General features: G+C 64.9%; 19 protein-coding genes. 9 read left to right on the top strand and 10 right to left on the bottom strand.

What is annotated here, in order from left to right:
- The gene (locus tag A3CW_RS0103890; protein ID WP_028202395.1) at positions 1-993 is read left to right on the top strand and encodes a PoNe immunity protein domain-containing protein; all 993 of its coding nucleotides are present in this window, start codon (positions 1-3) and stop codon (positions 991-993) included.
- Positions 994-1,262: 269 nt separating this feature from the next.
- On the opposite strand, the gene A3CW_RS0103885 is transcribed toward A3CW_RS0103890, so the two are convergent.
- Together A3CW_RS0103885 and A3CW_RS0103880 are read right to left on the bottom strand one after the other, a co-directional pair.
- Complete coding sequence (locus A3CW_RS0103885; protein ID WP_028202394.1) at positions 1,263-2,123, bottom strand: class I SAM-dependent methyltransferase; 861 nt, start codon at positions 2,121-2,123, stop codon at positions 1,263-1,265.
- Between the two features lie 33 nt (positions 2,124-2,156).
- Complete coding sequence (locus A3CW_RS0103880; RefSeq protein ID WP_028202393.1) at positions 2,157-3,140, bottom strand: LysR substrate-binding domain-containing protein; 984 nt, start codon at positions 3,138-3,140, stop codon at positions 2,157-2,159.
- Positions 3,141-3,306: 166 nt separating this feature from the next.
- Between A3CW_RS0103880 and A3CW_RS0103875 the strand changes: the two genes are divergently transcribed.
- The 7 genes from A3CW_RS0103875 (at position 3,307) to araH (ending at position 12,259) form a co-directional block, all read left to right on the top strand.
- A complete protein-coding gene (locus tag A3CW_RS0103875; RefSeq protein ID WP_028202392.1) occupies positions 3,307-5,058 on the top strand; it encodes an IlvD/Edd family dehydratase in 1,752 nt (583 codons plus the stop codon).
- Between the two features lie 142 nt (positions 5,059-5,200).
- The gene (locus A3CW_RS0103870; protein ID WP_028202391.1) at positions 5,201-6,556 is read left to right on the top strand and encodes an MFS transporter; all 1,356 of its coding nucleotides are present in this window, start codon (positions 5,201-5,203) and stop codon (positions 6,554-6,556) included.
- A gap of 40 nt (positions 6,557-6,596) precedes the next feature.
- Positions 6,597-7,526 carry a dihydrodipicolinate synthase family protein gene (locus A3CW_RS0103865; RefSeq protein ID WP_028202390.1) on the top strand — a complete coding sequence of 310 codons (930 nt, stop codon included), beginning with the start codon at positions 6,597-6,599 and terminating at the stop codon, positions 7,524-7,526.
- A 56-nt stretch (positions 7,527-7,582) separates the two neighbouring features.
- Entirely contained in the window at positions 7,583-8,512 is a 930-nt protein-coding gene (locus A3CW_RS0103860) for a Gfo/Idh/MocA family protein (RefSeq protein WP_028202389.1), read from the top strand.
- 56 nt (positions 8,513-8,568) lie between these two features.
- The gene (locus A3CW_RS0103855) at positions 8,569-9,573 is read left to right on the top strand and encodes an arabinose ABC transporter substrate-binding protein (protein ID WP_028202388.1); all 1,005 of its coding nucleotides are present in this window, start codon (positions 8,569-8,571) and stop codon (positions 9,571-9,573) included.
- Between the two features lie 55 nt (positions 9,574-9,628).
- The gene (araG, locus tag A3CW_RS0103850) at positions 9,629-11,167 is read left to right on the top strand and encodes an L-arabinose ABC transporter ATP-binding protein AraG (protein WP_154677849.1); all 1,539 of its coding nucleotides are present in this window, start codon (positions 9,629-9,631) and stop codon (positions 11,165-11,167) included.
- Between the two features lie 81 nt (positions 11,168-11,248).
- Positions 11,249-12,259, top strand: a complete 1,011-nt coding sequence (gene araH / locus A3CW_RS0103845; protein WP_028202386.1) for an L-arabinose ABC transporter permease AraH — start codon at positions 11,249-11,251, stop codon at positions 12,257-12,259.
- A 66-nt stretch (positions 12,260-12,325) separates the two neighbouring features.
- Here araH and A3CW_RS0103840 read toward each other — a convergent pair whose 3' ends face one another.
- The 8 genes from A3CW_RS0103840 to A3CW_RS0103800 form a co-directional block, all read right to left on the bottom strand.
- Complete coding sequence (locus A3CW_RS0103840) at positions 12,326-13,051, bottom strand: FadR/GntR family transcriptional regulator (protein WP_028202385.1); 726 nt, start codon at positions 13,049-13,051, stop codon at positions 12,326-12,328.
- 54 nt (positions 13,052-13,105) lie between these two features.
- On the bottom strand, positions 13,106-13,915 hold the full coding sequence (locus A3CW_RS0103835; protein ID WP_028202384.1) for an ATP-binding cassette domain-containing protein: 810 nt from the start codon (positions 13,913-13,915) through the stop codon (positions 13,106-13,108).
- Positions 13,915-14,928, bottom strand: coding sequence for an ABC transporter permease (locus tag A3CW_RS0103830; RefSeq protein ID WP_028202383.1), 1,014 nt, complete (start codon positions 14,926-14,928; stop codon positions 13,915-13,917). The genes A3CW_RS0103835 and A3CW_RS0103830 overlap by 1 nt, the downstream gene beginning before the upstream one ends.
- A gap of 13 nt (positions 14,929-14,941) precedes the next feature.
- Positions 14,942-16,045: a sugar ABC transporter substrate-binding protein gene (locus A3CW_RS0103825; RefSeq protein ID WP_028202382.1), complete on the bottom strand. Its 1,104-nt coding sequence runs from the start codon at positions 16,043-16,045 to the stop codon at positions 14,942-14,944.
- A 233-nt stretch (positions 16,046-16,278) separates the two neighbouring features.
- Positions 16,279-17,418, bottom strand: a complete 1,140-nt coding sequence (gene yjfF, locus A3CW_RS45135) for a galactofuranose ABC transporter, permease protein YjfF (protein WP_081771511.1) — start codon at positions 17,416-17,418, stop codon at positions 16,279-16,281.
- Between the two features lie 32 nt (positions 17,419-17,450).
- Positions 17,451-18,488 (bottom strand): ABC transporter permease, encoded by a 1,038-nt coding sequence (locus A3CW_RS0103810; protein WP_028202381.1) that lies wholly within the window; start codon positions 18,486-18,488, stop codon positions 17,451-17,453.
- Entirely contained in the window at positions 18,485-20,008 is a 1,524-nt protein-coding gene (locus tag A3CW_RS0103805) for a sugar ABC transporter ATP-binding protein (RefSeq protein ID WP_028202380.1), read from the bottom strand. Before A3CW_RS0103805 ends, A3CW_RS0103810 begins: the two co-directional genes overlap by 4 nt.
- Positions 20,009-20,105: 97 nt before the next feature.
- Positions 20,106-21,056, bottom strand: a complete 951-nt coding sequence (locus A3CW_RS0103800) for an ABC transporter substrate-binding protein (RefSeq protein ID WP_245623537.1) — start codon at positions 21,054-21,056, stop codon at positions 20,106-20,108.
- Positions 21,057-21,342: 286 nt separating this feature from the next.
- On the opposite strand from A3CW_RS0103800, the gene A3CW_RS0103795 reads away from it, so the two are divergent.
- A complete protein-coding gene (locus A3CW_RS0103795; RefSeq protein WP_028202378.1) occupies positions 21,343-23,085 on the top strand; it encodes an IlvD/Edd family dehydratase in 1,743 nt (580 codons plus the stop codon).
- Positions 23,086-23,130: the final 45 nt, after the last annotated feature.

Raw genomic sequence — 23,130 nt, 5'->3', positions numbered from 1 at the left:
ATGAGTGATTTTTCGAATCAACGGCGACAGCGTTTCATCAGTGAGCCCTATTTCAGATGGCTCTCGCGCTTTCTCCTTGAGTCCATAGACAAATGGTCTCGCATCTTGCCTGCCAACGGTTCTGAGGACGAAAAGCAGGCCGGTGCTGCAGCCTTCCGCGCCAGTGACCGCTTCGAACTGGTGCTACTGCGATACACCGCGGGAGAACCTATTGGACCAATGCGCGACGAAATGGACGGTATCGTTGCCGAGTATGAGCAACTCGCGAAATGGCAGCGCCTGGCATTTGGACGCCCGGACTGGCCCGCCTTCCGGCTTAGTGACCTTGGCGAGTATGAGCGCGCGATGCAACTCATCGGCCTGTGCTTTTTGCTGCACCGCCAGGACTTGCTTCCGCGCATTGCTGCGCTTCAGGACCCTCTTTATCGGGGCCGAGATGCACTGTATGAGGAGCTGTTGGACTACGGTATGGATGGCCGGGTCGACATCGACAGCTGGCTTCACGAGTCGTACCGGGACTGCATCAATAGCATGTTCGGCGACTCCGACGAGGAGAGTCTGACGGACCTGAACACCTATCTCGCTCAGTGGTACTCATCCATGAGCAGCGTCGACTGGCATGACAGCCATCTCGACCTGTCTGAAGACCGGGGTCTCTATTTCGGTTACTGGGCCATCGAAGCGGCCGCACTTGCATATCTGCTTGAGCTGGATGACACTTCGCTGCGCGAGCACGTTGTCTACCCCAAAGACCTCGTCGACTTCGCGCGCAGCTTCCAGAAGAACGCTCCGAGCGGGACTCCCCCGACCGGACCCGTCACGGTCCGAACTGGACAGATTTGCCCAGAGACGGGTGTCTGGAAAGCGCAAGGGCACAATGTACCGGGTGTGCTGGTAAAGCAGGGCGACGTGATGCCTGACGTCTTCGCGCCCGACCGCAGCGGAGCGCACCGACCACAGCCGGCGATGTGGGAGTTCGAGCGTAAGGCCTGACGGCGAGGTGAGTTCGGCCAGACTGATGAGCAGTTGAACAGGTTCAGCTATACGGCAGGCACGCCGGCTGAGGGGGCGTCGACTTGTGCTCCGTCGATTCCAATGGGGCGACGTGACGATACCGCACCGGGCGTTCAGTCTTTCACCAAACGACGATCCGCAAGTCATCGCACCGCCCGCCCAGCTCGCCGACCGATTCACCGGGCGCGCGCTTGCGGCTGAGTGCGCAAAAAACCAGCTTCCGGTAAACAGACCACGACAACCTCGCCTCAAACCGTCGCCACAAGAATCGATTCCCCGCTAGCCGGCCTTAGTCCATCGCTTCGTCCTGCGAAATAGCGCGCGGTGAGATCCGCGGTCGAGACATGGCGTGCCTCACGCAGCCCCGCTTCGCTTGCGAGCGCAAGCATCTCGTCGGGCGCAAAAAAGCTCACGAACGGCGTGCCCGCCGCCTTCGCGCGCTCATACACGGCGGCATGCTGCGAGCGCTCCGGCTCGTCGATGAGTTCGAGCGGCAAGAGGAAGGTCATGACGAACGTCGAGCCCGGTGCGAGCTGCGCGATCTGCCGCAGCGTCGCGAGGTTCGCTTCACGCGTGAGATACATGGAAACGCCCGTCGAGGCGATCACCGCGGGACTCGCGCCGTCGAACCCGGCCGCGGCGAGCCGTTCCCACCACGTCTCACCGGCTTCGAAATCCACCGGCACGAAGCGCAGCCACGCCTGCTCGCGATATCCCAGCTCCATGAGCCGCTGACGCTTCCATGCCTGCGTGCCCGGCTTGTCCACCTCGTACACGTGCAAGCGTGAGGTGATTTCGGGGTGGCGCTGCGCGAACGTGTCGAGTCCCGCGCCGAGAATCGCGTACTGCCGCGCAAGTCCTTTTGCGGTCTGCTCGGCCACGAGGTCCTCGACAAAGCGCGCCCGCCCGACGATCGAAGCACGATAACCGCGCGTACCTTCAGGGTGCATATCGGGCCGCTCGCGCCAGTTCGAATCCGGCGCGGCGATCTGCATGCCGGTTTCGTCTTCGAGCACGTGGGGCGCATCGTCGACCTGGAGGTGCAGCGCGCGCCACAGCGCGACGCGAATGGCGGTGCTGTCGGGAGCGGCGGTATGGCTGGCGGGCATGGTTCGGTCCTTCGCGCGGGTTTCGTCGCACGATTATCGCGCGCCTTGCTCGCGGCCGCGCGTCCCGTAAATCTCGGCGCTCACCTGCCGCAATGCCTCGATCATCACACTCGCCGCGGGCGTGAGGAGCCCGTCCGCACGCGTGATGATGCCGAAGTCGTCCATCTGGCAATCCATCGGCACGGGCAGGATCGCGACCATGCCGTGCGCCGCGTAGTAGCGCGCCACGTCCTCGGTGAGCACGGCGATCATGTCGCTTTGCTCCAGCACGCGCGTGATGAACAGCAGCGCGGGTGTTTCGACCACGTTCGAAGGGGGTGCGAGGCTCGCGCGCTGGAACATCAGCTCGAAGCGGTGGCGCAGCACGCTGCCGACCGGTGGCACGACCCACGTGGCGCGCGCGATGTCGGCGAGCGCGATCGGCTGGGCCTTGTCCTGCACTGCCCCAAGCATGGGATGCCCCGGCCGGACCACGGCGCACACGGGCTCGCCCGCGAGCGGTTCGTAGCGCAACTGGAGCTTGTCGTGCTCGGCGGAAAGGCGGCCCAGCACCACGTCGAGCTTGTCTTGCGCCAGGTGCTCGAGCAGCACGTTGCTGGCGTCGATCTCCACGGAGACGCGCAGGTTCGCATGCGTGCGCTTGACCGCCGCAACGGCGGCCGGCAGCACGCGCACGCCCGGCGAGGTGATCGCACCCACCGACACGTGGCCAAGGCGCCCCGCCTTGAGCGCATTCAGTTCCTCCTGCGCCTGGTCGAGGCTGCCGAGCACGGCGCGCGCGTGGCGGATCAGCGCGTCGCCGTACAGCGTGGGCCGCATGCCGCGCGGCATGCGCTCGAACAGCACCGCGCCGAGCATGTCCTCGAGCTCCCGCAGGAGCTTCGAGGCGGCGGGCTGCGTCATGTTCAGCGCCGCCGCCGCGCGGTGAATGTTACCTTCCTCCGCCAGCGCCACGACGAGGAGCAGTTGCCGCGTTTTCAGCCGCGTGCGCACGTACCAGGGGCTCGTATCCAGCATGTTTCCGCCTGATTTCCCAAATAGTTTTAGGTGTTTATACTAATGCCGATTTCGATATCGGAAGCGTCCATTATTTCATTAGAAGGTTATCAGACTTCTCCCTAGACTGTGCCGAATCCATCGCTCGAAGTACTCGGCGAACTACCCGCTCCACAAGACGAACACGATGTCGGATACCAAACCCAAACTGCGCTCCCAACAGTGGTTCGGCACCACGGACAAGAACGGCTTCATGTACCGAAGCTGGATGAAGAATCAAGGCATCCCCGATCACGAATTCGACGGTCGCCCGATCATCGGCATCTGCAACACCTGGTCGGAACTCACGCCCTGCAACGCGCATTTCCGCAAGCTCGCCGAGCACGTGAAGCGCGGCATTTATGAAGCGGGCGGCTTCCCGGTCGAGTTCCCGGTGTTCTCGAACGGCGAATCGAACCTGCGTCCCTCGGCCATGCTCACGCGCAACCTCGCTTCCATGGACGTGGAAGAGGCGATTCGCGGCAACCCCATCGACGCCGTCGTGCTGTTGTGCGGCTGCGACAAGACCACGCCCGCGCTGCTGATGGGCGCAGCGAGCGTGGACGTGCCCGCCATCGTCGTGACCGGCGGCCCGATGCTCAACGGCAAGCACGAAGGCCGTGACATCGGCTCCGGCACGGTGGTCTGGAGGCTGCACGAGGAGCTGAAGGCGGGCGAGATCAACCTGCACCAGTTCCTTTCGGCCGAAGCGGGCATGTCGCGCTCGGCGGGCACCTGCAACACCATGGGCACCGCCTCGACGATGGCCTGCATGGCCGAATCGCTCGGCGTTTCGCTGCCGCACAACGCGGCGATTCCGGCTGTGGATTCGCGCCGCTACGTGCTCGCGCACATGTCGGGCATCCGCATCGTGCAGATGGCGCTGGAAGACCTGAAGCTCTCGAAGGTCCTCACACGCGAAGCGTTCGAGAACGCGATTCGCACTAACGCCGCGATTGGCGGATCGACCAACGCCGTGATTCACCTGAAGGCGATCGCGGGCCGCATTGGCGTGGATCTCGAACTGGAAGACTGGCAGCGCATTGGCCGCAACACGCCGACCATCGTCGATCTGCAGCCCTCGGGCCGCTTCCTGATGGAAGAGTTCTATTACGCGGGCGGTCTGCCGGCGGTGCTGCGCCGGCTCGGCGAAGCGAACCTCCTGCCGCATCCGGGCGCGCTCACGGTCAACGGCAAGTCCATCTGGGACAACGTGCGCGAAGCGCCCAACTACAACGACGAAGTGATCCGCCCGCTCGACAATCCATTGATCGCAGACGGCGGTATCTGTATCCTGCGCGGCAATCTCGCGCCGCGCGGCGCCGTGCTCAAGCCTTCGGCGGCCACGCCCGAGCTGCTCAAGCATCGTGGCCGCGCCGTGGTGTTCGAAAACTTCGACCACTACAAGGCGACGATCGGCGACGAGTCGCTCGACGTCGACAAGGACTCCATCCTCGTGATGAAGAACTGCGGCCCGCGCGGCTACCCCGGCATGGCCGAGGTCGGCAACATGGGCCTGCCGCCCAAGCTGCTGCGCCAGGGCGTGAAGGACATGGTGCGCATTTCGGATGCGCGCATGAGCGGCACGGCTTACGGCACGGTGGTCTTGCACGTGGCGCCGGAAGCGGCGGCGGGCGGGCCGCTGGCGGCGGTGCGCAACGGCGACTGGATCGAGCTGGACTGCGAAGCGGGTCGCCTGCATCTGGACATCAGCGACGAGGAACTCGCGCGGCGTTTGAGCGATGTCGATCCGGCGGCCGCGCCCGGCGTGGCGGAGCAGCTGGGCAAGGGCGGTTATGCGCGCCTTTATGTCGATCACGTGCTGCAGGCCGACGAGGGTTGCGACCTCGACTTCCTCGTGGGCAGGCGCGGGGCGGCGGTGCCGCGGCATTCGCACTGAGCGTTGGCTGCAATGAGTCAGGGTGCGCCGGCGCCCTGAGCGCGCGAAGGCAAAGAAGGGCGCGCGCCGGTGAAAAGAAACGATGCGTTGCATGGGACAGCACTAAGCGCTAAAGCGCTAAGTGCTGTCGACAGGAGACACGATGACGAACCCGCAGGCGCTGCAACACGAAAGCCCCGCTGCACTGGCAAGCGCCAGCAGCGAGGAAAAGCACATCGTCGGCCATATCGCGCGCCGGCTGCTGCCTTTTCTCGCACTGATCTATGTGGTGGCGTACGTCGATCGCACAGTGGTCGGCTTCGCGAAGCTGCACATGAACGCGGCCGTGGGCCTTTCCGACGCCGCCTACGGCCTGGGCGCCGGCCTCTTCTTCATCGGATATTTCCTCTGCGAAGTGCCGAGCAATCTCGCGCTCGCGCGCTTCGGCGCGCGCGTGTGGTTCGCGCGCATCCTCTTCACGTGGGGCGTGATCACGATGCTGATGGCGCTCGTGAGCGGCCCGAAGAGCTTCTACGCGCTGCGCTTCCTGCTGGGCGCGGCAGAGGCGGGTCTCTATCCCGGCATTCTGTATTTCCTCACGCAGTGGTTTCCCATGCGCCACCGCGCGCGCGTGATTGGCCTGCTCGTGCTCGCGCAGCCCATCGCCGGCATCGTCACGGGCCCGATCGCGGGCGCGCTGCTCGAAACGCACGGCTTTTTCGGCATGTCGAACTGGCAGACGCTCTTCGTCGTGAGCGGCCTGCCCGCCGTGCTGCTGTGCATTCCCACGCTGCGTCTGTTGCCCGAATCGCCCGCGCACGCGCCCTGGCTCGACGACACCGAGCGCCGCTGGATCGCGCGCGAACTCGCCGCCGACCAGCGCGCCTACCAGCTCGACACGCATCGCAACCCGTTTAGCGCGCTCAAGGATCGCCGCGTGCTGCTGCTTGCGCTGCTGTTTCTGCCGTTTCCGCTGTGCATCTATGGTTTGTCGCTCTGGTTGCCTACCATTATCAAGGCGTTCGGCGTGAGCGATTCCACGGCGGGCCTGCTTTCCGCGGTGCCGTATCTGTTCGCGGTAGCGGGCTTGCTGCTCGTGCCGCGCCACTCGGACAAGCATCGCGAACGCTATGGCCACATCGTCGTGGTCTCGGGCGTCGCGGCGCTGACGATGGCCGCGAGCGCGTGGTTTCGCGCGCCGGCGCTGCAACTGCTGTTCATCTGCCTGACCGCTTTTTCGATCTACTCGATTCAGGCCGTGGTCTGGGCGCTGCCCGGCGAGTTCCTCACCGGCGCGAGCGCGGCCGTGGGGATCGCGACGATCAACTCGCTCGCGAATCTCGGCGGCTATCTCGGCCCCTATGGTATCGGGCTCATCAAGGACGCGACGGGCAGCCTGGCGGCCGGGCTTTACTTTCTCGCGGCCACGCTGGTGTTCGCGGTGCTCGTGACGTTCGCCGTGCGCGCGGTGCTGCGCACGCCTGGGCGCGGCACCGGAGAGCTGGCGAGCGAATCGTGAAGGCGCGGCCTGACACCTTTTCTCAAGCAGGACTGAAGACATGACTACGAGCCGTACGCCCCGCTTTCGGGGCATTTTCCCCGTCGTGCCGACCACGTTCACCGAAACGGGCGAACTGGATCTGGCAAGCCAGAAGCGCGCCGTCGATTTCATGATCGACGCGGGCTCGGACGGCCTGTGCATTCTCGCGAACTTCTCGGAGCAGTTCTCGCTCTCCGACGACGAGCGCGAACTCATCACGCGCACCGTGCTCGAGCACGTGGCGGGCCGCGTACCCGTGATCGTGACGACCACGCACTACGGCACGCCGGTTGCCGCCGCGCGCAGCAAGCGCGCGCAGGAGCAGGGCGCGGCGATGGTGATGCTCATGCCGCCGTATCACGGCGCGACCTTCCGCGTGCCCGAGCAGCAGATTTACGACTTCTACGCGCGCGTGTCCGACGCGATCGACATTCCGGTCATGATCCAGGATGCGCCCGCGAGCGGCACGGTGCTCTCCGCCGCATTCCTCGCGCGCATGGCCCGCGAGATCGAGCAGGTCTCGTACTTCAAGATCGAAACGCCGGGCGCGGCGAACAAGCTGCGGGAGCTGATCAAGCTGGCAGGCGAGGCCGTCGAAGGCCCGTGGGACGGCGAAGAAGCGATCACCTTGCTCGCCGACCTGAACGCCGGCGCGACCGGTTCGATGACGGGCGGCGGCTTCCCGGACGGCATTCGCCCGATCATCGTAGCGCACCGCGAAGGCCGCGCCGACGACGCATTCGCGCTTTACCAGAAGTGGCTGCCGCTCATCAATCACGAAAACCGCCAGGCGGGCATGCTCGCCTGCAAGTCGCTGATGAAGGAAGGCGGCGTGATCGAGTGCGAACTGCCGCGCCACCCGCTGCCCGTGATGAATCCCGCGACGCGCGCCGAGCTGATCGACATTGCGCGCCGCCTCGATCCGCTCGTGCTGCGCTGGGGTAAATAAATCATTCGTCATCCAGAATAAAAAATCTCCCTGAAAAGAAGGGGCGGAGATACGTCATGAAAGCGTCCTATACGTTGGGTATCGTCGGCGTCGGCAAGATTGCGCGCGACCAGCATCTGCCCGCGATCGCGGGCAATCCGGGCTTCGAACTCGTCGCGAGCGCGAGCCGCAACGCACAAGTGGAGAACGTGCGCAACTACAAGGACATCGGTGCGCTGCTGGCCGCCGAGTCCGATCTCGACGCCGTCTCGCTGTGCGCGCCGCCGCAGGTGCGCTACGCGCAGGCGCGCGCCGCGCTCGAAGCGGGCAAGCACGTCATGCTCGAAAAGCCGCCTGGCGCGAGCGTGAGCGAAGTCGAGGCGCTGCGCGAACTCGCGCAAAAGCGCGGGCGCACGCTGTTCACCACGTGGCATTCGCGCTGCGCGAGCGCTGTCGAGCCCGCGCGCGCGTGGCTCGCCGAGCGCACCATTCGCGCCGTGCACGTGCGCTGGAAGGAAGACGTGCGCCGCTGGCATCCGGGTCAGCAGTGGATCTGGGAGCCGGGCGGCCTCGGCGTGTTCGATCCGGGCATCAACGCGCTTTCCATCGTCACGCGCATCCTGCCGCGCGAAGTGCTGCTGCAGGGCGCGACGCTGCACGTGCCGGGCGACTGCGCAACGCCGATCGCGGCGGAACTCGACTGCATCGACACCGATGGCGTGCCCGTGCGCGCCGAGTTCGACTGGCGCCACGGTCCGGTCGAGCAATGGGAAATCGATGTGGAAACCACGGACGGCCTGCTCTCGATCGCCGAAGGCGGCAAGCGCCTCGCGATTGCGGGCGAGCCGGTCGCGCTCGACGCGGAACGGGAATATTCGGCGCTCTATGAGCGTTTTCACTGGTTGATCGCCCACGGCACCGACGACGTGGACGTGCGCCCGCTGCGCCTCGTGGCAGACGCGTTCCTGCTCGGCAGGCACGTCGAAGTCGAGGCCTTCGGCCACTGACGACACTTCTTTCAAGCACTACACACGCAGCAAACCACACCTGAGGAGACAGAAGCATGACCAGCAAGATCCGCCGTTTGACCCTTCGTGCCGCATTCGCGGCGATGTGCATCGCCCCGCTCGGCATGAACGTGGCGGCGCACGCCGACTCGCCCGTGAAGATCGGCTTCCTCGTGAAGATGCCGGAACAGGCATGGTTCATCAACGAGCAGAAGGCCGCCACGGCGCTCGGCCAGAAGGAGAACTTCTCGGTGGTGAACATCGGCACGCCGGACGGCGAGAAGGTGCTCGCCGCTATCGACAACCTCGGCGCGCAAGGCGCACAGGGCTTCGTGATCTGCGCGCCCGACGTGCGTCTCGGACCGGCGATCCAGGCGCGCGCCAAGCGCTACAACATGAAGTTCGTGACGGTGGACGACCAGCTCGTCGACTCGTCGGGCAAGCCGATCGCCAGCGTGCCGCATCTTGGCATGTCGGCGGTCAAGATCGGCAATCAGGTCGGTCAGGCGATCACCGACGAAATGAAGCGCCGCGGCTGGAAGCCGGAAGAAGTGGGCGCGCTGCGTATCACCGACTATGAACTGCCCACGGCGAAGCTGCGCACGGATGGCGCGACGCAATCGCTGCTGGCCGGCGGCTTCAAGAAGGAAAACATCTTCGACGCCCCGCAAAAGACCACCGACGACGAAGGCGGCTTCAATGCGGCGTCGCCGGTGCTCGCACAGCATCCGACCATCAAGAAGTGGGTGGTGTTCGCACTCAACGAAGAAAGCGTGCTGGGCGCCGTGCGCGCGACCGAACAGCTGCACATCCCTTCGGCTGACGTGATCGGCGTGGGCATCAACGGCGCAGGCGAAGCGTTCGCCGAGTTCCAGAAGAAGCAGCCTACGGGCTTCTACGGCACGATCGCCGTGAGCTCGACGAACCACGGCAAGGAAAGCGCCGAGAACCTCGTCGAGTGGATTCGCGACGGCAAGCAGCCGGCCGCCGACACGCAGACCACCGGCAAGCTGATGACGCGCGACAACTGGACGGCCGTGCGCAGCGAGCTGGGTATCTAAGCACTGCGTAGAAGACTGAGGCGAAGCAAAGGGCAGGGATGCAATGACTGAAACCATGACTGACGCGAACGCGCAAGCGAACGCGGTGAAGGGCGCTCAACAGGGGAATCGCGCGTACCTGGAACTCGACGGCATTACCGTGAGCTTCCCGGGCGTGCGCGCGCTCGATCGCGTGGCGCTGGAAGTGCGTGCCGGCGAAGTGCACGGCTTGATGGGCGAGAACGGCGCGGGTAAATCCACGCTGCTCAAGGTGCTCTCGGGCGTGAACCAGCCGCAGGAAGGCACGCTCAAGCTGGGTGGCGCGGAGCACCGCTTCACGACCACGAAGGCGGCGCTCGAAGCGGGTATCGCGATCATCTATCAGGAACTGCATCTCGTGCCCGAGCTGACGGTGGCGGAAAACCTGATGCTCGGGCAGTTGCCCAACCGCCTCGGCGTGCTCGACGAAGGCACGCTCGTCAAGCGCGCGATGGATGAACTCAAGCGGCTTGGCGAGCGCATCGATCCGCGCACGCCGGTGAAGAATCTCTCCATCGGCCAGCGCCAGATGATCGAAATCGGCAAGGCGCTCATGCGCGACGCGCGCGTGATCGCCTTCGACGAACCGACCAGCTCGCTCTCGGCGCGCGAGACGGAGAACCTCTTTCGCATCATCAACGCGCTGCGCGCGGATGGCCGCGCGATCATCTACGTCACGCACCGCATGGACGAAGTCTATGAGCTCTGCGACCGGGTGACGGTGTTCCGCGACGGCAAGCGCATCGAAACGTTCGATTCGGTGGCCGATCTCGACCGCAATCGCCTGATTGCGGCGATGGTGGGCCGCTCGATCGAGGACGTGTACGGCTATCGTGCGCGCGAAGCGGGAGACGTGCTGCTCGAAGCGAAGGGCCTGCTAGGTCCTGGGCTGGCCGAGCCGGTGTCGTTCGCGGCGCGGCGCGGCGAGATCGTCGGCTTCTTCGGGCTCGTGGGCGCGGGGCGCTCGGAACTCATGAAGCTGATTTACGGCGCGACGCGCGCCAGCGCGGGCCACGTCGAACTCGACGGCAAGCGCGTCAATTTCGCCAGCCCCCGCGACGCCGTGCGCGCGGGCCTCGCGCTATGCCCCGAGGACCGCAAGCAGGAAGGCATCGTCGCGATCGCCTCGGTGGCCGACAACCTCAACATCAGCGCGCGCCGCCACTTCAGCCCCGCGCGCTTCCTGCTCGACGCGCGGCGCGAGCGCGACCTCGCGCAGGACTACATCAAGAAACTCGCGATCAAGACGCGCAACGGCGACACGGCAATCGGCACGCTGTCGGGCGGCAACCAGCAGAAGGTGATTCTGTCGCGCTGGCTCGCCGAACGCATCGAGGTGTTCCTGATGGACGAGCCCACGCGCGGCATCGACGTGGGCGCGCGCGCCGAGATCTACAACCTTCTGTACGAGCTCGCGGAAGCGGGCAAGACCGTGATCATGGTGTCGAGCGATCTGGCCGAAGTGATCGGCGTATCGGACCGCATCATCGTCATGCGCGAAGGCCGGATTGCGGGCAGCCTGCCGAAGGCCGAAGCCTCGCCCGACGAATTGATCAAGATGGCGCTGCCGCGCTAAAGCCTGTTTTTTTGCCTTGCCGGTCGCGTCTGAAACGTCTTCAAGCGACGCTCGCGACCGATCCGAAACGATGAACCAGAAATGAGTGAAGCCATGCAGCCACAGGGCACGCCTACCGTCAACGAAGCCGCCGCGCCGATTACCCCCCAGCGCGCGCGGGCCTGGGACATGATCAACAAATCGGGCATCGCGGTGGTGTTCGTGGTGCTGTTCGCGGTGCTATCCGCAACGGTGCCCGACTTCCTCACGACCCGCAACATTCAGGGCCTGCTGCTCTCCGTCACGCTGATCGGCTCGATCGCCGTCACGATGATGTTCGTGCTCGCGCTCGGCGAGGTCGATCTTTCGGTCGCCTCGATCGTGGCGTTCGCGGGCGTCGTGGCCTCCACGGTCATCACGCAGTCGCATAGCGTGCTGCTGGGCATTGCGGCGGGCGTGCTCGCGGGCGGCGCGGTGGGGCTCGTCAATGGCGTGCTGATCGCGCGCTTCAAGATCAACTCGCTGATCGCCACGCTCGCGATGATGGAAGCGGTGCGCGGCCTCGCGTTCCTCACCTCGAACGGCGACGCCGTGATGATCTCCGAAGAGCGCTTCTTCGATCTGGGCGGCGGCTCGTTCCTCGGCATTTCGTTCCCGATCTGGAGCAACATCATCGGCTTCGTGGTGTTCGGCTTCCTGCTCAAGAAAACCGTGTTCGGCAAGAACGTGCTCGCGGTGGGCGGCAATAGCGAAGCGGCGCGCCTGGCAGGCCTCCCGGTCACGCGCATCAAGATCACGGTGTTCGTGCTGCAAGGGCTCATTACGGGCTTTGCGGGCGTGATGCTGGCCTCGCGCATGAGTCTCGGCGATCCGAAGACTTCGGTGGGTCTCGAACTCGGCGTGATCTCGGCTTGCGTGCTGGGCGGCGTGTCGCTCACGGGCGGCGTGGCGACGATCTCGGGCGTGCTCGTGGGCGTGCTCATCATGGGCTCGGTGCAAGACGCCATGAGCCTCATGAACGTACCGACGTTCTATCAGTACCTGATTCGCGGCGGCATTCTGCTGCTCGCGGTGCTGTTCGACCAGTACCGCCGCAGCAAGCGCGCAGTGTGAGGGAAGGGCACGTCGATGCGCCGCAATGCGCCGCTGGCGCGGCGGCGCTTCAGTAGTCGGCGGGCCTCAAGTTTCCAGCCCCGCCCCGCCCAGAATCGATTTGGCGTCGGCGCGCGCATTGTCGAGCTGCACGACGCTCGCTTGCCGCGCCGCGAGCGCGTCGCCGTGCTCGATCGCCGTGAGAATCGCCTTGTGGCGCGGCAGCGAAAGCGCATGCGTGTTGGGATGGCGGCTCGTGAGCTTGATCGACTCGGAAAGCGCGAGCGAGAGCATGTTGCCGATGTACGCCAGCATGTTGTTATGCGTGGCCGCCATGATCGCGCGGTGGAATTCCAGGTCGGGCTCGAGCAGGTCGGCAGCGGTTTGCGCCTGCTCCATGCGGGCGTAGGCTGCGGTAATGCGGGCGCGGTCTTCGTCGTTCGCTGAAATCGCGGCGAGCGCCGCGGCGGCGGGTTCGATGATCTGCCGCACGGTCATGAGCGAGCGGAAGAACTCGCCTTCGGGAATGCTGTTGACGGTCCAGTAGAGCACGTCGGGGTCGAGCATGTGCCATTCTTCGCGCGGTCGCACGACACTGCCCACGCGCGGCTTCGAAACCACCAGGCCCTTGGCGACCAGCACGCGCGTGGCCTCGCGCAACACGGGGCGGCTCACGCCGTAGGTCTCGCACAGCGTGGGTTCGGCGGGCAGGCGCTGCCCGGGGGGGAGCGTGCCGCCCACGATCTGCATGCCGAGCTCCTGCACGATGCGCGCGTGCATGCTCTTGCGTTTCTCTAGATTGCGGTAATCCATGATTGTCCGGCCGGGGGCTACCCGATCGGAGCGTCCCCCTTTGTTATTGGGTCACTACGCGCTGGTGGCGCGCATGGCCCGGTATTCCCGCCGCACGATATCCATCAGTTCAGCCACCGATGTATTGGCGCTGTGCTGCTCGTATGTCACGCGGCCTCGCTGCATCAACATGATGCGATCCGCAATATCGAGCGTCTGCGCATAGTTGTGCATGATCATGATAATCGATAGCCCGCCTTTTTCCTTCAAACGCATGATGAGATCGATGATCAGACCCGCTTCGCGCGCGCCCATCGCGGCGAGCGGCTCGTCGAGCAGCAGGATCTTTGCGTTCGAATGCACGGCGCGCGCCACCGCGATCGCCTGGCGCTGACCGCCCGAAAGCCGCTCCACAGGCAGGTCCACCGAGGGCACGTGCACGCCGATGTCGTCGAGCAGTTGCGCCGCGCGCTGGCGCATCTGCTTGTGATCGAGCAGTCTGAAGGGCCCGCGCCGCACAATCTCGCGGTTCAGGAACATATTGTGGTAAATGCTCAGCGAATTGGCGAGCGCGAGGTCCTGATAAACGCATTCGATGCCAAGCGAGCGTGCATGGTCCACCGAGCGCAGCAGCGTTTCGCTGCCGTCGATCTGCAGCGTGCCGCTCGTTTGCTGGTGAAAACCCGTGAGGATTTTCACGAGCGTGGACTTGCCCGCGCCGTTGTCGCCGAGAATGCCGAGGATTTCGCCGCGGCCGAGCGTGAGCGAAACGCCGTCGAGCGCCGTGACCGCGCCGAAGCGCTTGACGATGTTGTCGCCCCGCACCGCGAGCGGGGTGTTGGCCGTGGCGCTCGCGCCGCCGGGGGAAGCTTGCGATTCGTCCATCATCGGCTCCCTTTGCGGCGCAGGCGCCCAACGTGGATGTTGAAGACCATGGCGGCGAGAATTGCGGCGCCGAGGATGATGTTGAAGGTGAACGCGTTGATACCGATGAGCGTGAAGCCGTCGTTGAGAATGCCGAGCACCGCCGCGCCGATCAGGCCGCCCACGATCGTGCCCGAACCGCCAGTGAGCGGCGTGCCGCCGATCACGGCCGAAGCCACGGCCAGGAACATGATCTGGTTGCCGCCCGCCTGCGGGTCGATCGAGGTGATGCGAAAGCCTTCCAGAATGCCGGTGAAGCCCGCGAGCACGGCGGCAATGATGAAGTTGCCGAGGCGCAGCCGGTTCACATGAATACCGGCTTCGCTCGCGCCTATCGGATTCGCACCCGCCGCCTGCGTATGCAGGCCCCAGCGCGTATGCCGCAACAGCACGTGCATCGCGAACGCGATCACGATAGTCCAGAGGATCTCGCTATAGCCCCACGCACCCATGAAGGCCGCGAATTCGGGCGAACCCGGCGTCTGCACGGGCGTGCCGCGCGAGATCGTGAGCGTGATGCCGTTGATGAGGAAGAGCGTGCCGAGCGTCGTGACGAACGAGGGCAGGCGCAGCCACACGGTCACGGCCCCGTTCACGAAGCCGACGATGCCCGCGGCCAGGAGCCCCGCGATCACGGCGAGCCACATGGGCGCGCCCGCGTCGTTGGCGAACACCATCATGAACGGCGCGAATGCGAACACCATGCCTGCCGAGAGATCGATGTCGCCGCCGATCATCAGCATGATTTCGCCGAACGCAATGATCGCCACCGGCGCGATGAACTGCGAGAGGTTGACGAGACTCGCGTTGGTGAGCAGGAAATCCCGGTTGGAAAATTCGAAGTACGCCGCGAGGATCATCGCAACGAGCAGAATGCGCAGCTCGGGCGCCCACGCGGAGAGCCATTGCCCGCGCGGGCGGGCAGCAGCCCGCGCGGTGACTTCAGCCTTGCCAGTTTCGTTCACAGAGTTCATCACTCGTAGTTCATCACGACTTGATTGCGCCGTTCATCGGAACGATTTGCGGCTTGGTGGTCTTGCCTTCGTAACGCGTCGAGGTGTTCAGGTACGGCTCGACGGTGTCCTTCGTCACGAACTTCAGCCCCGTGTTGGTATCGGCCGGGCCGACCAGTCCGCCCGAGGCGAGGGTCACGAACGCCTGCATCACCGTATAGAAACCCTGCACGTACGGCTGCTGGTCGATCGTGAAGTCGAGGAAGCCTTCGTGAATGAGCTGGACCGTGGTGGGTAGCAGGTCGAAGCCGCCGCCGTGCACACCCTTCGAAGGCAGGTTCGACTCTTTCATCACCTGCGCCACGCCCTGGGTGCTGCCCGCGTCGACGGCGAACATGCCCTTCACGTCCTGGTGGCCGAGATAGAACGACTTGATCTTCGAAAGCTCTTCGTTGACGGTCGCGCCCGTGGCCACGGTCTGGATGTCGATTTTCTTGCCGGACTTCTTGATGGCGTCGCTCGCGCCGTCCAGACGCGGCTGGATGTTGAGCTGACCCGGCGTGGCGATGAAGAGCGCGACCATGCCGCTGTCGATGAGGCTCACGATACGCTCGCCCATCTGGTAACCCGAGAGATACAGGTCCTGGCCGATATAGGCGAGGCGCGGATTCTTCTTGCCGCGCGGCGCGTCGGCGTTATAGGCGAATACCGGAATGCCCGCGTCGAGCGCCGCCTGAATGGGCTTGTCGAAGGCGGTGGGGTCGACGATCGGCACCGCGATCGCGTCGGCCTTGGCGGCGATGGCCGAGTTCACGGCGCGCACCATTTCGCCGGCGTCGGACGTGGCCGAGCCGGTCCACTGGTAGTCCATGCCGAGCAGCCCGCACGCGTCCTGAATGCCGTATTGCGTCGGCACGAAGAACGGATTCGTGGTGACGTGATTCACGAACACGATCTTCCACTTCTTGTGCGAGGGGAATCCCGATTCGGCGGCCTGTGCCGTGGAAATGAATCCGCCGCCGCCTACCGCACCGAGCAGCGAAAGCGCCGCACCCAGCCCCGCACCCTGCATCAGGCCGCGCCGGCCCGTGTCGATCAAGCTCTTACCGTCTTTTGCGTCATCCCGATCTTGCGCCATGTTTTCCTCCGGTCTTGTCATCGTGGTCGATGTAGTCGACTTTTCGTCGAAAAGCGTGCAGATACTGGCCAGTACCGGGGGAACGCGCGAGACATCCGCGGCGAACGTGGGTTCGCCAGGCGCCGACGGTACCGCAAAAATCTTAGTGCAGCGTGATGAGGCCTCCTAATCCATGTATACCCGTAACTACTCCATAGGCCCTGCCATGGCGACGATCGTCCATGACAAGCGGCTTACGCACCGCCTTTCGCCTCCTGCATGTGCGGCGGCGGGCTGGCGAGCTTGGCCTGATCCATCGGCACCGCGGCTTGCGGCCGCCTGGTGCGCGGGGCGCCGCGTCCTGTGCCGGTGGACTTGCGGCGCGCGGCGTGGCGCTCGGTCGCGCGCTGCATGAGGCAGAACGCGCAGAGCAGCGCGCCGATCACGATGCGCGTCCACCATGAACTCAGCGTGCCGTCGAAGGTAATGAGCGTCTGGATCGTGCCCAGAATGCCGACGCCGAACACCGAGCCGATCACATAGCCCACGCCGCCCGTGAGCAGCGTGCCGCCGATCACGGTCGCGGCGATGGCGTCGAGTTCCATGCCTTGCGCCTGCAGCCCGTAGCCGGAGAGCACGTAGAGCGTAAACACCACGCCGCCGAGCGCCGAGCAAAAGCCCGAGAGCGCGTACACGCCGATCTTGGTGCGCGCCACCGGCAGGCCCATGAGCAGCGCGGAGCGCTCGTTGCCGCCGATCGCGTAGACGTTGCGTCCAAAGCGCGTGAAGTGCGCGATGACGATGCCCGCGGCGAGCATGGCGATGGCCGTGAGCGAACCCGTGGTGAGCGAGCCGCTGCCCACCGGAATGTTGAATTCGGAGAGCGCGTGAAAACCGGGGTCGTTGATCTGGATAGATTCGGTGGTGATGAGAAAGCAGGTGCCGCGCGCGAGGAACATGCCCGCGAGCGTGATGATGAAGGGCTGCAGCCGGAAGAAGTGGATCAGCGCGCCCATCGCCGCGCCATAGAGCGTGCCGCAGAGCAACACGAGCGGCACGACCACGAGCACGGGCCAGTGCAGCTTCTCGGTGCCCACGGCGCAGAGAATCGTGGTGAGCGCGACCACGGCGCCCACCGAAAGATCGATGCCGCCCGAGATGATCACGAACGTCATGCCGATGGCGACGATCAGCAGGAACGCGTTGTCGACTAGCAGACCGAAGGCCACCTGAAGGGAGAAGAACCCGGTGTACATGACCGAGCCGAAGCCGAACAGCACGGCAAACAGCACGACGGTCACGACGATGGGCAGCACGCGCGGATCGACGAAGCGGGTGGCGCCGCGCCGGCACGCTGCGAGCGTGTTCGAAAAAGACAGGGCAGGGCGGTTCATGCTCGGCTTCCCCCGAATGGGTGCATGGCGACTCAGGCGCGCGCGCGGCGCGCGAGAGCGATGCGTTTGAGTTGTTGAAAAGCGAAGGTGCGCGCCGCGGGCGACTGGATCAGGCACACGAGCAGCACGACTACCGCCTTCACGACGAGCGTGGCCTCGGGCGGCACGCCGATCGAATAGGTGGTGTAGGTGAGCGTCTGGATGATGAGCGCGCCGAGCACCGTGCCCGCGAGACTGAAGCGCCCGCCCAGCAGCGACGTGCCGCCGAGCGTCACGGCGAGAATGGCGTCGAGTTCGAGCAGCAGGCCCGCGTTGTTGCCGTCCGCGCTACGCACGTTCGAGCTGATGAGAATGCCGGCGATCGCGGCGGTCACGCCGCAGAACGCGTACGCGCCGAACACCACGGCCCGCGACGACAGGCCCGCAAGGCGCGCGGCCACCGGATTCACGCCGATCGAGCGAATGAAGAGCCCGAGCGCCGTGCGGTTGACGATGAGCGCGGTGAGCACGGTCACGGCAATCGCGATCCATACGGCGCACGGGATGAGGGCGAAATAGCCGCCGCCCGCGAAGAGATAACCGGGCGCGCCGATGGGGATGATCTGGCCGCCGGTGAGCAACTGCGCCACGCCGCGGCCCGCCACCATCAGGATGAGCGTGGCGATGATCGGCTGCATGCCGACGAACGCGACGAGCAGCCCGTTCCAGATGCCGGCAAGCAGGCCCACCGCGAGCGCCGCGCCGAACGCCAGGCCCACGCGCGAAGGATCGGCGGCGAGCACCGTGGCGGCCGCCGCGCCCGCGATCGCCACGACGGCGCCCACGGAAATGTCGATGCCGCGCGTGGCGATCACGAGCGTCATGCCAAGCGACACCACGACGAGCGGCGCGGCGCGCATGAGGATGTCGATGGGCGCGCCGAACAGGTGGCCGCCCAGCATCGTGATCGAGAGGAAATTGCCGCGATGCACGACGTCGACGACGAACAGCGCGATGAGCGTCACCGCGGGCCACACCAGCGGATGCCGGATGACGAGCGAAAGCCAGGCGGGGAGGGCGGGGCGCGTCATCGACGGTCTCCGGCAATGAGGTCGTAGACTTCGTGCTCCGAGCGCGCCGCGCCCGAAAGCTCGGCCACCTTGCGCCGGTCGCGCAGCACGGCGATGCGGTCGCTCACACGCACCACCTCGCTGATCTCCGACGAAATGAACAGAATGCCGAGGCCCTTTGCGCAGAGCGCGCGCACGCGGTCCATGATTTCGAACTTGGCGGCCACGTCGATGCCGCGCGTGGGTTCGTCGAGTATCAGCAAACGCGGATTCGTCGCGAGCCAGCGCGCGAGCAGCACCTTCTGCTGGTTGCCGCCCGAAAGCAGGGCAATAGGCTGCTCGGCGTCGCGCGCCTTGATGCCGAGCTGGTCGATATATTCGTTGGCCAGTTCGCGCTGGCGCGAGCGCCGGATCATGCGCCACCAGCCCAGTTGCGCCTGCAGCGCGAGCACGATGTTCTCGCGTATCGACAGATCGGCGACGATGCCTTCTTTCTTGCGGTCTTCGGGACAATAGGCCATGCCGTGGCGCACGGCGTCGCGCGGCGAGGAGAGCTTCACGGCCTTGCCGTTGATGTGCACTGTGCCCGCATCGGCTTTGTCCGCGCCGAAGAGCAGCCGCGCGGTTTCCGTGCGGCCCGAGCCGAGCAGGCCAGCCAGGCCCAGAATCTGGCCCGGCTGCACTTCCAGATCGAGCGGATTGAGCACGCCGCGGCGCGCCACGCCTTGCGCCGCAAGATACGGTTCGGCGTTCGTTGCCGCCGTTTCGCCGTGCGCGGCTTCGGCCTGCGTGAGCCGCTCGCCGGCGTTCTGCAGGCCTACCATCTTTGCGACCAGCGTTTGCACCGGCAGATCGACGGCGAGATATTCGCCTTCGCGCTCGCCGTTGCGCATCACCGTGATGCGATCGGAGATCGCATAGGTCTGCTCGAGAAAATGCGTGACGAACAGGATCGCGATGCCCGACGCTTTCAGCTTGCGCAGCACCTCGAAAAGGCGCGCGACTTCGCCTTCGTCGAGGCTGGAAGTCGGTTCGTCGAGAATGAGAATGCGCGCATCGACGGACACCGCGCGCGCAATCGCCACCATCTGCTGCATGGCGATGGGGTAGGTGTCGAGCGACTGCGTGACGTCGAGCGAAAGATTCAGTTCCGCGAGCGCTGCTTCCGCGCGGCGATGAATCGTTTTCCAGTCGATCAGGCCGAGGCCGCGCTTGCGCGGCTGGCGGCCCGCGAAAATGTTCTCCGCAACCGAGAGGTTCGGGCAGAGATTGACTTCCTGGTAGAGCGTCTGGATGCCGGCGGCCTCCGCCATCTGCGGCGTCGGAAAGTGCACCGCCTCGCCCGCGAGGCGCATCTCGCCCGCCTCGGGCTGGTGCACGCCGGTCAGCACATTGATGAGCGTGGACTTGCCGGCGCCGTTCTGCCCCATCAGCGTATGGATTTCGCCGGGGTACAGACGAAAATCGACCCGGTCGAGCGCACGCACGCCGGGGAAGGTTCGGGTAAGACCGACGGTTTCGAGTATCGGGGAAACGCTCATGGGCAACCGTGAAAGAGGCCAGAGCGCGCGACGTGCTCCGTAAGTCCTTAAAGATTGCTAAGGGATACGAAGCACACCGCGCCGCTTGCAGCGAAGTTTAGTACTTGCGCGACGGGAGCACCTGCGCCGCCACGTCCTCCGGGAACACCGTTTCGTTCGTCACGATGCGCTTGGGCAACTGCTTGCCCGCCACCACGTCCTTCACGGCGCTCATGAGCTGCGGCCCGAGCAGCGGGCTGCACTCCACGTCGACATTCATCTTGCCGGCGATCATCGCCTGGAAGCCGCCCTTGGTGGCGTCGAACGACACGACGCTGATGTCCTTGCCCGGCTTCATGCCGGCTTCTTCCATGGCCTGGATCGCGCCGAGCGCCATGTCGTCGTTATGCGCGTAGACCACGTTGATCTTGTTTCCATACGTCTTCGCGAACGCTTCCATGACCTGCTTGCCGCCGGCCAGCGTGAAGTCGCCGCTTTGCGACGCGATGATCTTGAACTTCGGATCGTTCTTGATCACTTCCATGAGGCCCGAGTGACGGTCGTTGGCCGGCGCGGAACCCACGGTGCCCTGCAGCTCGACGATATTGATCGGGCCGGGGTTGTCCTTGTAGTGATCTTCAAGCCACTTGCCCGCGCGGCGGCCTTCTTCCATGAAGTCCGAACCGATCATCGTCACGTAGAGCGACTGGTCCTTCACGTCGATGTTGCGGTCCGTGAGGATCACGGGAATCTTGGCGCGCTTGGCTTCCTGCAGCACCGGCTCCCAGCCCGATTCCACCACGGGGGAGAACGCGATCACGTCCACCTTCTGGGCGATATACGAGCGGATCGCCTTGATCTGGTTTTCCTGCTTCTGCTGGGCGTCCGAGAACTTGAGGTTGATGCCGGCGTCTTTGGCGGCCTGTTTGACCGACACCGTGTTCGCCGTGCGCCAGGCGCTTTCCGCACCGACCTGCGCAAAACCTAGCGTAATCTGCTTGTCTTCGGCGTGCGCGACGCCCGCCGCCAACGAGAAAGCGGCCGCCGTAGCGACCAACCCGCTTACCATGCGTGTTGCCAGTTTCATGCGTGTCTCCGATGTAGCTCTGCGCGTTGTATTTCTTTAATTCATGGCGCTACACCCGCGTCCATCACGGCCGGACAGTATCACGAGAAGTATCGCGCCATCCCTGGCCTCCGGTTATATCCTCTCGGTATACCGTTGGCCGCCCCTGCTGACCACAATAGACAAACTATATGCAACGGCCGGAACGGTTTCGATTAGCGTTTTCCCGATAATCGCGGTCCATATAGTCATGCTATTTATAGGACTTTCTCACTAAGTGGGCAAAGCCATGAACACCCGTAAGCCCAAGCTTCGCTCGGCCGCGTGGTTCGGCACCACGGACAAAAACGGCTTCATGTACCGGAGCTGGATGAAGAATCAAGGAATACCGGATCACGAATTCGCCGGCAAGCCGATTATCGGCATCTGCAATACGTGGTCGGAACTCACGCCCTGTAATGCGCATTTTCGCAAGCTCGCCGAGCACGTCAAGCGAGGCATCTACGAAGCCGGCGGATTTCCTGTCGAGTTTCCCGTGTTTTCGAACGGCGAGTCGAACCTGCGGCCTACGGCCATGTTCACGCGCAACCTCGCTTCGATGGATGTTGAGGAATCCATACGAGGCAATCCGGTCGATGCCGTCGTGCTGCTGGTGGGCTGCGACAAGACCACGCCCGCGCTGCTGATGGGCGCGGCGAGCTGCGATGTGCCTGCGATTGCCGTGACCGGCGGGCCGATGCTCAACGGCAAGCACGAAGGGCGCGATATCGGTTCGGGCACGGTGGTGTGGCAATTGAGCGAACAGGTGAAGGCGGGCAAGATTTCGATCCATGAGTTCATGTCGGCGGAGTCGGGCATGTCGCGCTCGGCGGGCACCTGCAACACCATGGGCACGGCTTCGACCATGGCGTGCATGGCCGAAGCGCTGGGCGTCACGCTGCCGCACAACGCGGCGATTCCGGCTGTGGACGCGCGCCGCTACGTGCTCGCGCATATGTCGGGCATGCGCATCGTGGAGATGGCGCTCGAAGACCTGCGCCTCTCGAAGCTGCTCACGCGCGCGGCGTTCGAGAACGCCATTCGCACGAACGCGGCGATCGGCGGCTCGACCAATGCGGCGATCCACCTGAAGGCGATCGCGGGACGCATCGGCGTGCCGCTCGAACTCGACGACTGGACGCGTATCGGGCGAGGTACGCCGACTCTCGTCGACCTGCAGCCTTCGGGCCGTTTTCTGATGGAGGAGTTCTATTACGCGGGCGGTTTGCCCGCGGTGCTGCGGCGCCTCGGTGAAGCGAACCTGCTGCCGCATCCCGATGCGCTCACGGCCAACGGCAAAACGCTGTGGGAGAACGTGCGCGAAGCGCCCATTCACAACGACGAAGTCATTCGTCCGCTCGACAATCCGCTCGTGAAAGACGGCGCGTTGTGCGTGCTGCGCGGCAATCTCGCGCCGAACGGTGCGGTGCTGAAGCCGTCGGCGGCCACGCAGAAGCTGTTGAAGCATCGCGGGCCCGCCGTGGTGTTCGAGAACTTCGACGACTACAAGGCGCGCATTGGCGACCCCGATCTCAATGTCACGGCCGATTCCGTGCTCGTCATGAAGAACTGCGGGCCCAAGGGGTATCCGGGCATGGCCGAGGTGGGCAACATGGGCCTGCCGCCCAAGCTGCTCGCGCAAGGCGTGACCGACATGGTGCGCGTGTCGGACGCGCGCATGAGCGGCACGGCGTATGGCACGGTGGTGCTGCACGTGGCGCCCGAGGCGCGCGCGGGCGGCCCGCTCGCGATCGTGCGCGACGGCGACTGGATCGAACTCGACTGCGAGAAGGGCGTGCTGCGCGTGGATATCAGCGACGAGGCGATCGTCGCGCGGCTCGACGAATGGGCCGCGAACCAGCAACCCATCCCCGCCGACCGCAGCGGGTATCGCAAGCTTTATGTCGAGCACGTGTTGCAGGCCGACGAGGGCTGCGATTTCGATTTCCTGGTGGGCTGCCGCGGCTCGGATGTACCGAGCCACTCGCATTGACATTCGGAATCCATATCAAATCGCGCGGCGCGTAAAAGCGTAACC

Origin of the sequence: Paraburkholderia nodosa DSM 21604, from assembly GCF_000519185.1 — a bacterium.
Classification (GTDB): domain Bacteria; phylum Pseudomonadota; class Gammaproteobacteria; order Burkholderiales; family Burkholderiaceae; genus Paraburkholderia; species Paraburkholderia nodosa.
Note: the sequence above shows the minus strand (reverse complement) of the source record. Positions and strands in the feature narration are given on the sequence as shown.

Coding starts and splice junctions, on each gene's coding strand:
- araG (WP_154677849.1), top strand. CDS start 9,629: ATGACTGACGCGAACGCGCAAGCGAACGCGGTGAAGGGCGCTCAACAG.
- A3CW_RS0103880 (WP_028202393.1), bottom strand. CDS start 3,140: ATGCTGGATACGAGCCCCTGGTACGTGCGCACGCGGCTGAAAACGCGG.
- A3CW_RS0103890 (WP_028202395.1), top strand. CDS start 1: ATGAGTGATTTTTCGAATCAACGGCGACAGCGTTTCATCAGTGAGCCC.
- araH (WP_028202386.1), top strand. CDS start 11,249: ATGAGTGAAGCCATGCAGCCACAGGGCACGCCTACCGTCAACGAAGCC.
- A3CW_RS0103870 (WP_028202391.1), top strand. CDS start 5,201: ATGACGAACCCGCAGGCGCTGCAACACGAAAGCCCCGCTGCACTGGCA.
- yjfF (WP_081771511.1), bottom strand. CDS start 17,418: ATGAACCGCCCTGCCCTGTCTTTTTCGAACACGCTCGCAGCGTGCCGG.
- A3CW_RS0103840 (WP_028202385.1), bottom strand. CDS start 13,051: ATGGATTACCGCAATCTAGAGAAACGCAAGAGCATGCACGCGCGCATC.
- A3CW_RS0103865 (WP_028202390.1), top strand. CDS start 6,597: ATGACTACGAGCCGTACGCCCCGCTTTCGGGGCATTTTCCCCGTCGTG.
- A3CW_RS0103835 (WP_028202384.1), bottom strand. CDS start 13,915: ATGGACGAATCGCAAGCTTCCCCCGGCGGCGCGAGCGCCACGGCCAAC.
- A3CW_RS0103795 (WP_028202378.1), top strand. CDS start 21,343: ATGAACACCCGTAAGCCCAAGCTTCGCTCGGCCGCGTGGTTCGGCACC.
- A3CW_RS0103810 (WP_028202381.1), bottom strand. CDS start 18,488: ATGACGCGCCCCGCCCTCCCCGCCTGGCTTTCGCTCGTCATCCGGCAT.
- A3CW_RS0103875 (WP_028202392.1), top strand. CDS start 3,307: ATGTCGGATACCAAACCCAAACTGCGCTCCCAACAGTGGTTCGGCACC.
- A3CW_RS0103885 (WP_028202394.1), bottom strand. CDS start 2,123: ATGCCCGCCAGCCATACCGCCGCTCCCGACAGCACCGCCATTCGCGTC.
- A3CW_RS0103860 (WP_028202389.1), top strand. CDS start 7,583: ATGAAAGCGTCCTATACGTTGGGTATCGTCGGCGTCGGCAAGATTGCG.
- A3CW_RS0103855 (WP_028202388.1), top strand. CDS start 8,569: ATGACCAGCAAGATCCGCCGTTTGACCCTTCGTGCCGCATTCGCGGCG.
- A3CW_RS0103805 (WP_028202380.1), bottom strand. CDS start 20,008: ATGAGCGTTTCCCCGATACTCGAAACCGTCGGTCTTACCCGAACCTTC.
- A3CW_RS0103830 (WP_028202383.1), bottom strand. CDS start 14,928: ATGAACTCTGTGAACGAAACTGGCAAGGCTGAAGTCACCGCGCGGGCT.
- A3CW_RS0103825 (WP_028202382.1), bottom strand. CDS start 16,045: ATGGCGCAAGATCGGGATGACGCAAAAGACGGTAAGAGCTTGATCGAC.
- A3CW_RS0103800 (WP_245623537.1), bottom strand. CDS start 21,056: ATGGTAAGCGGGTTGGTCGCTACGGCGGCCGCTTTCTCGTTGGCGGCG.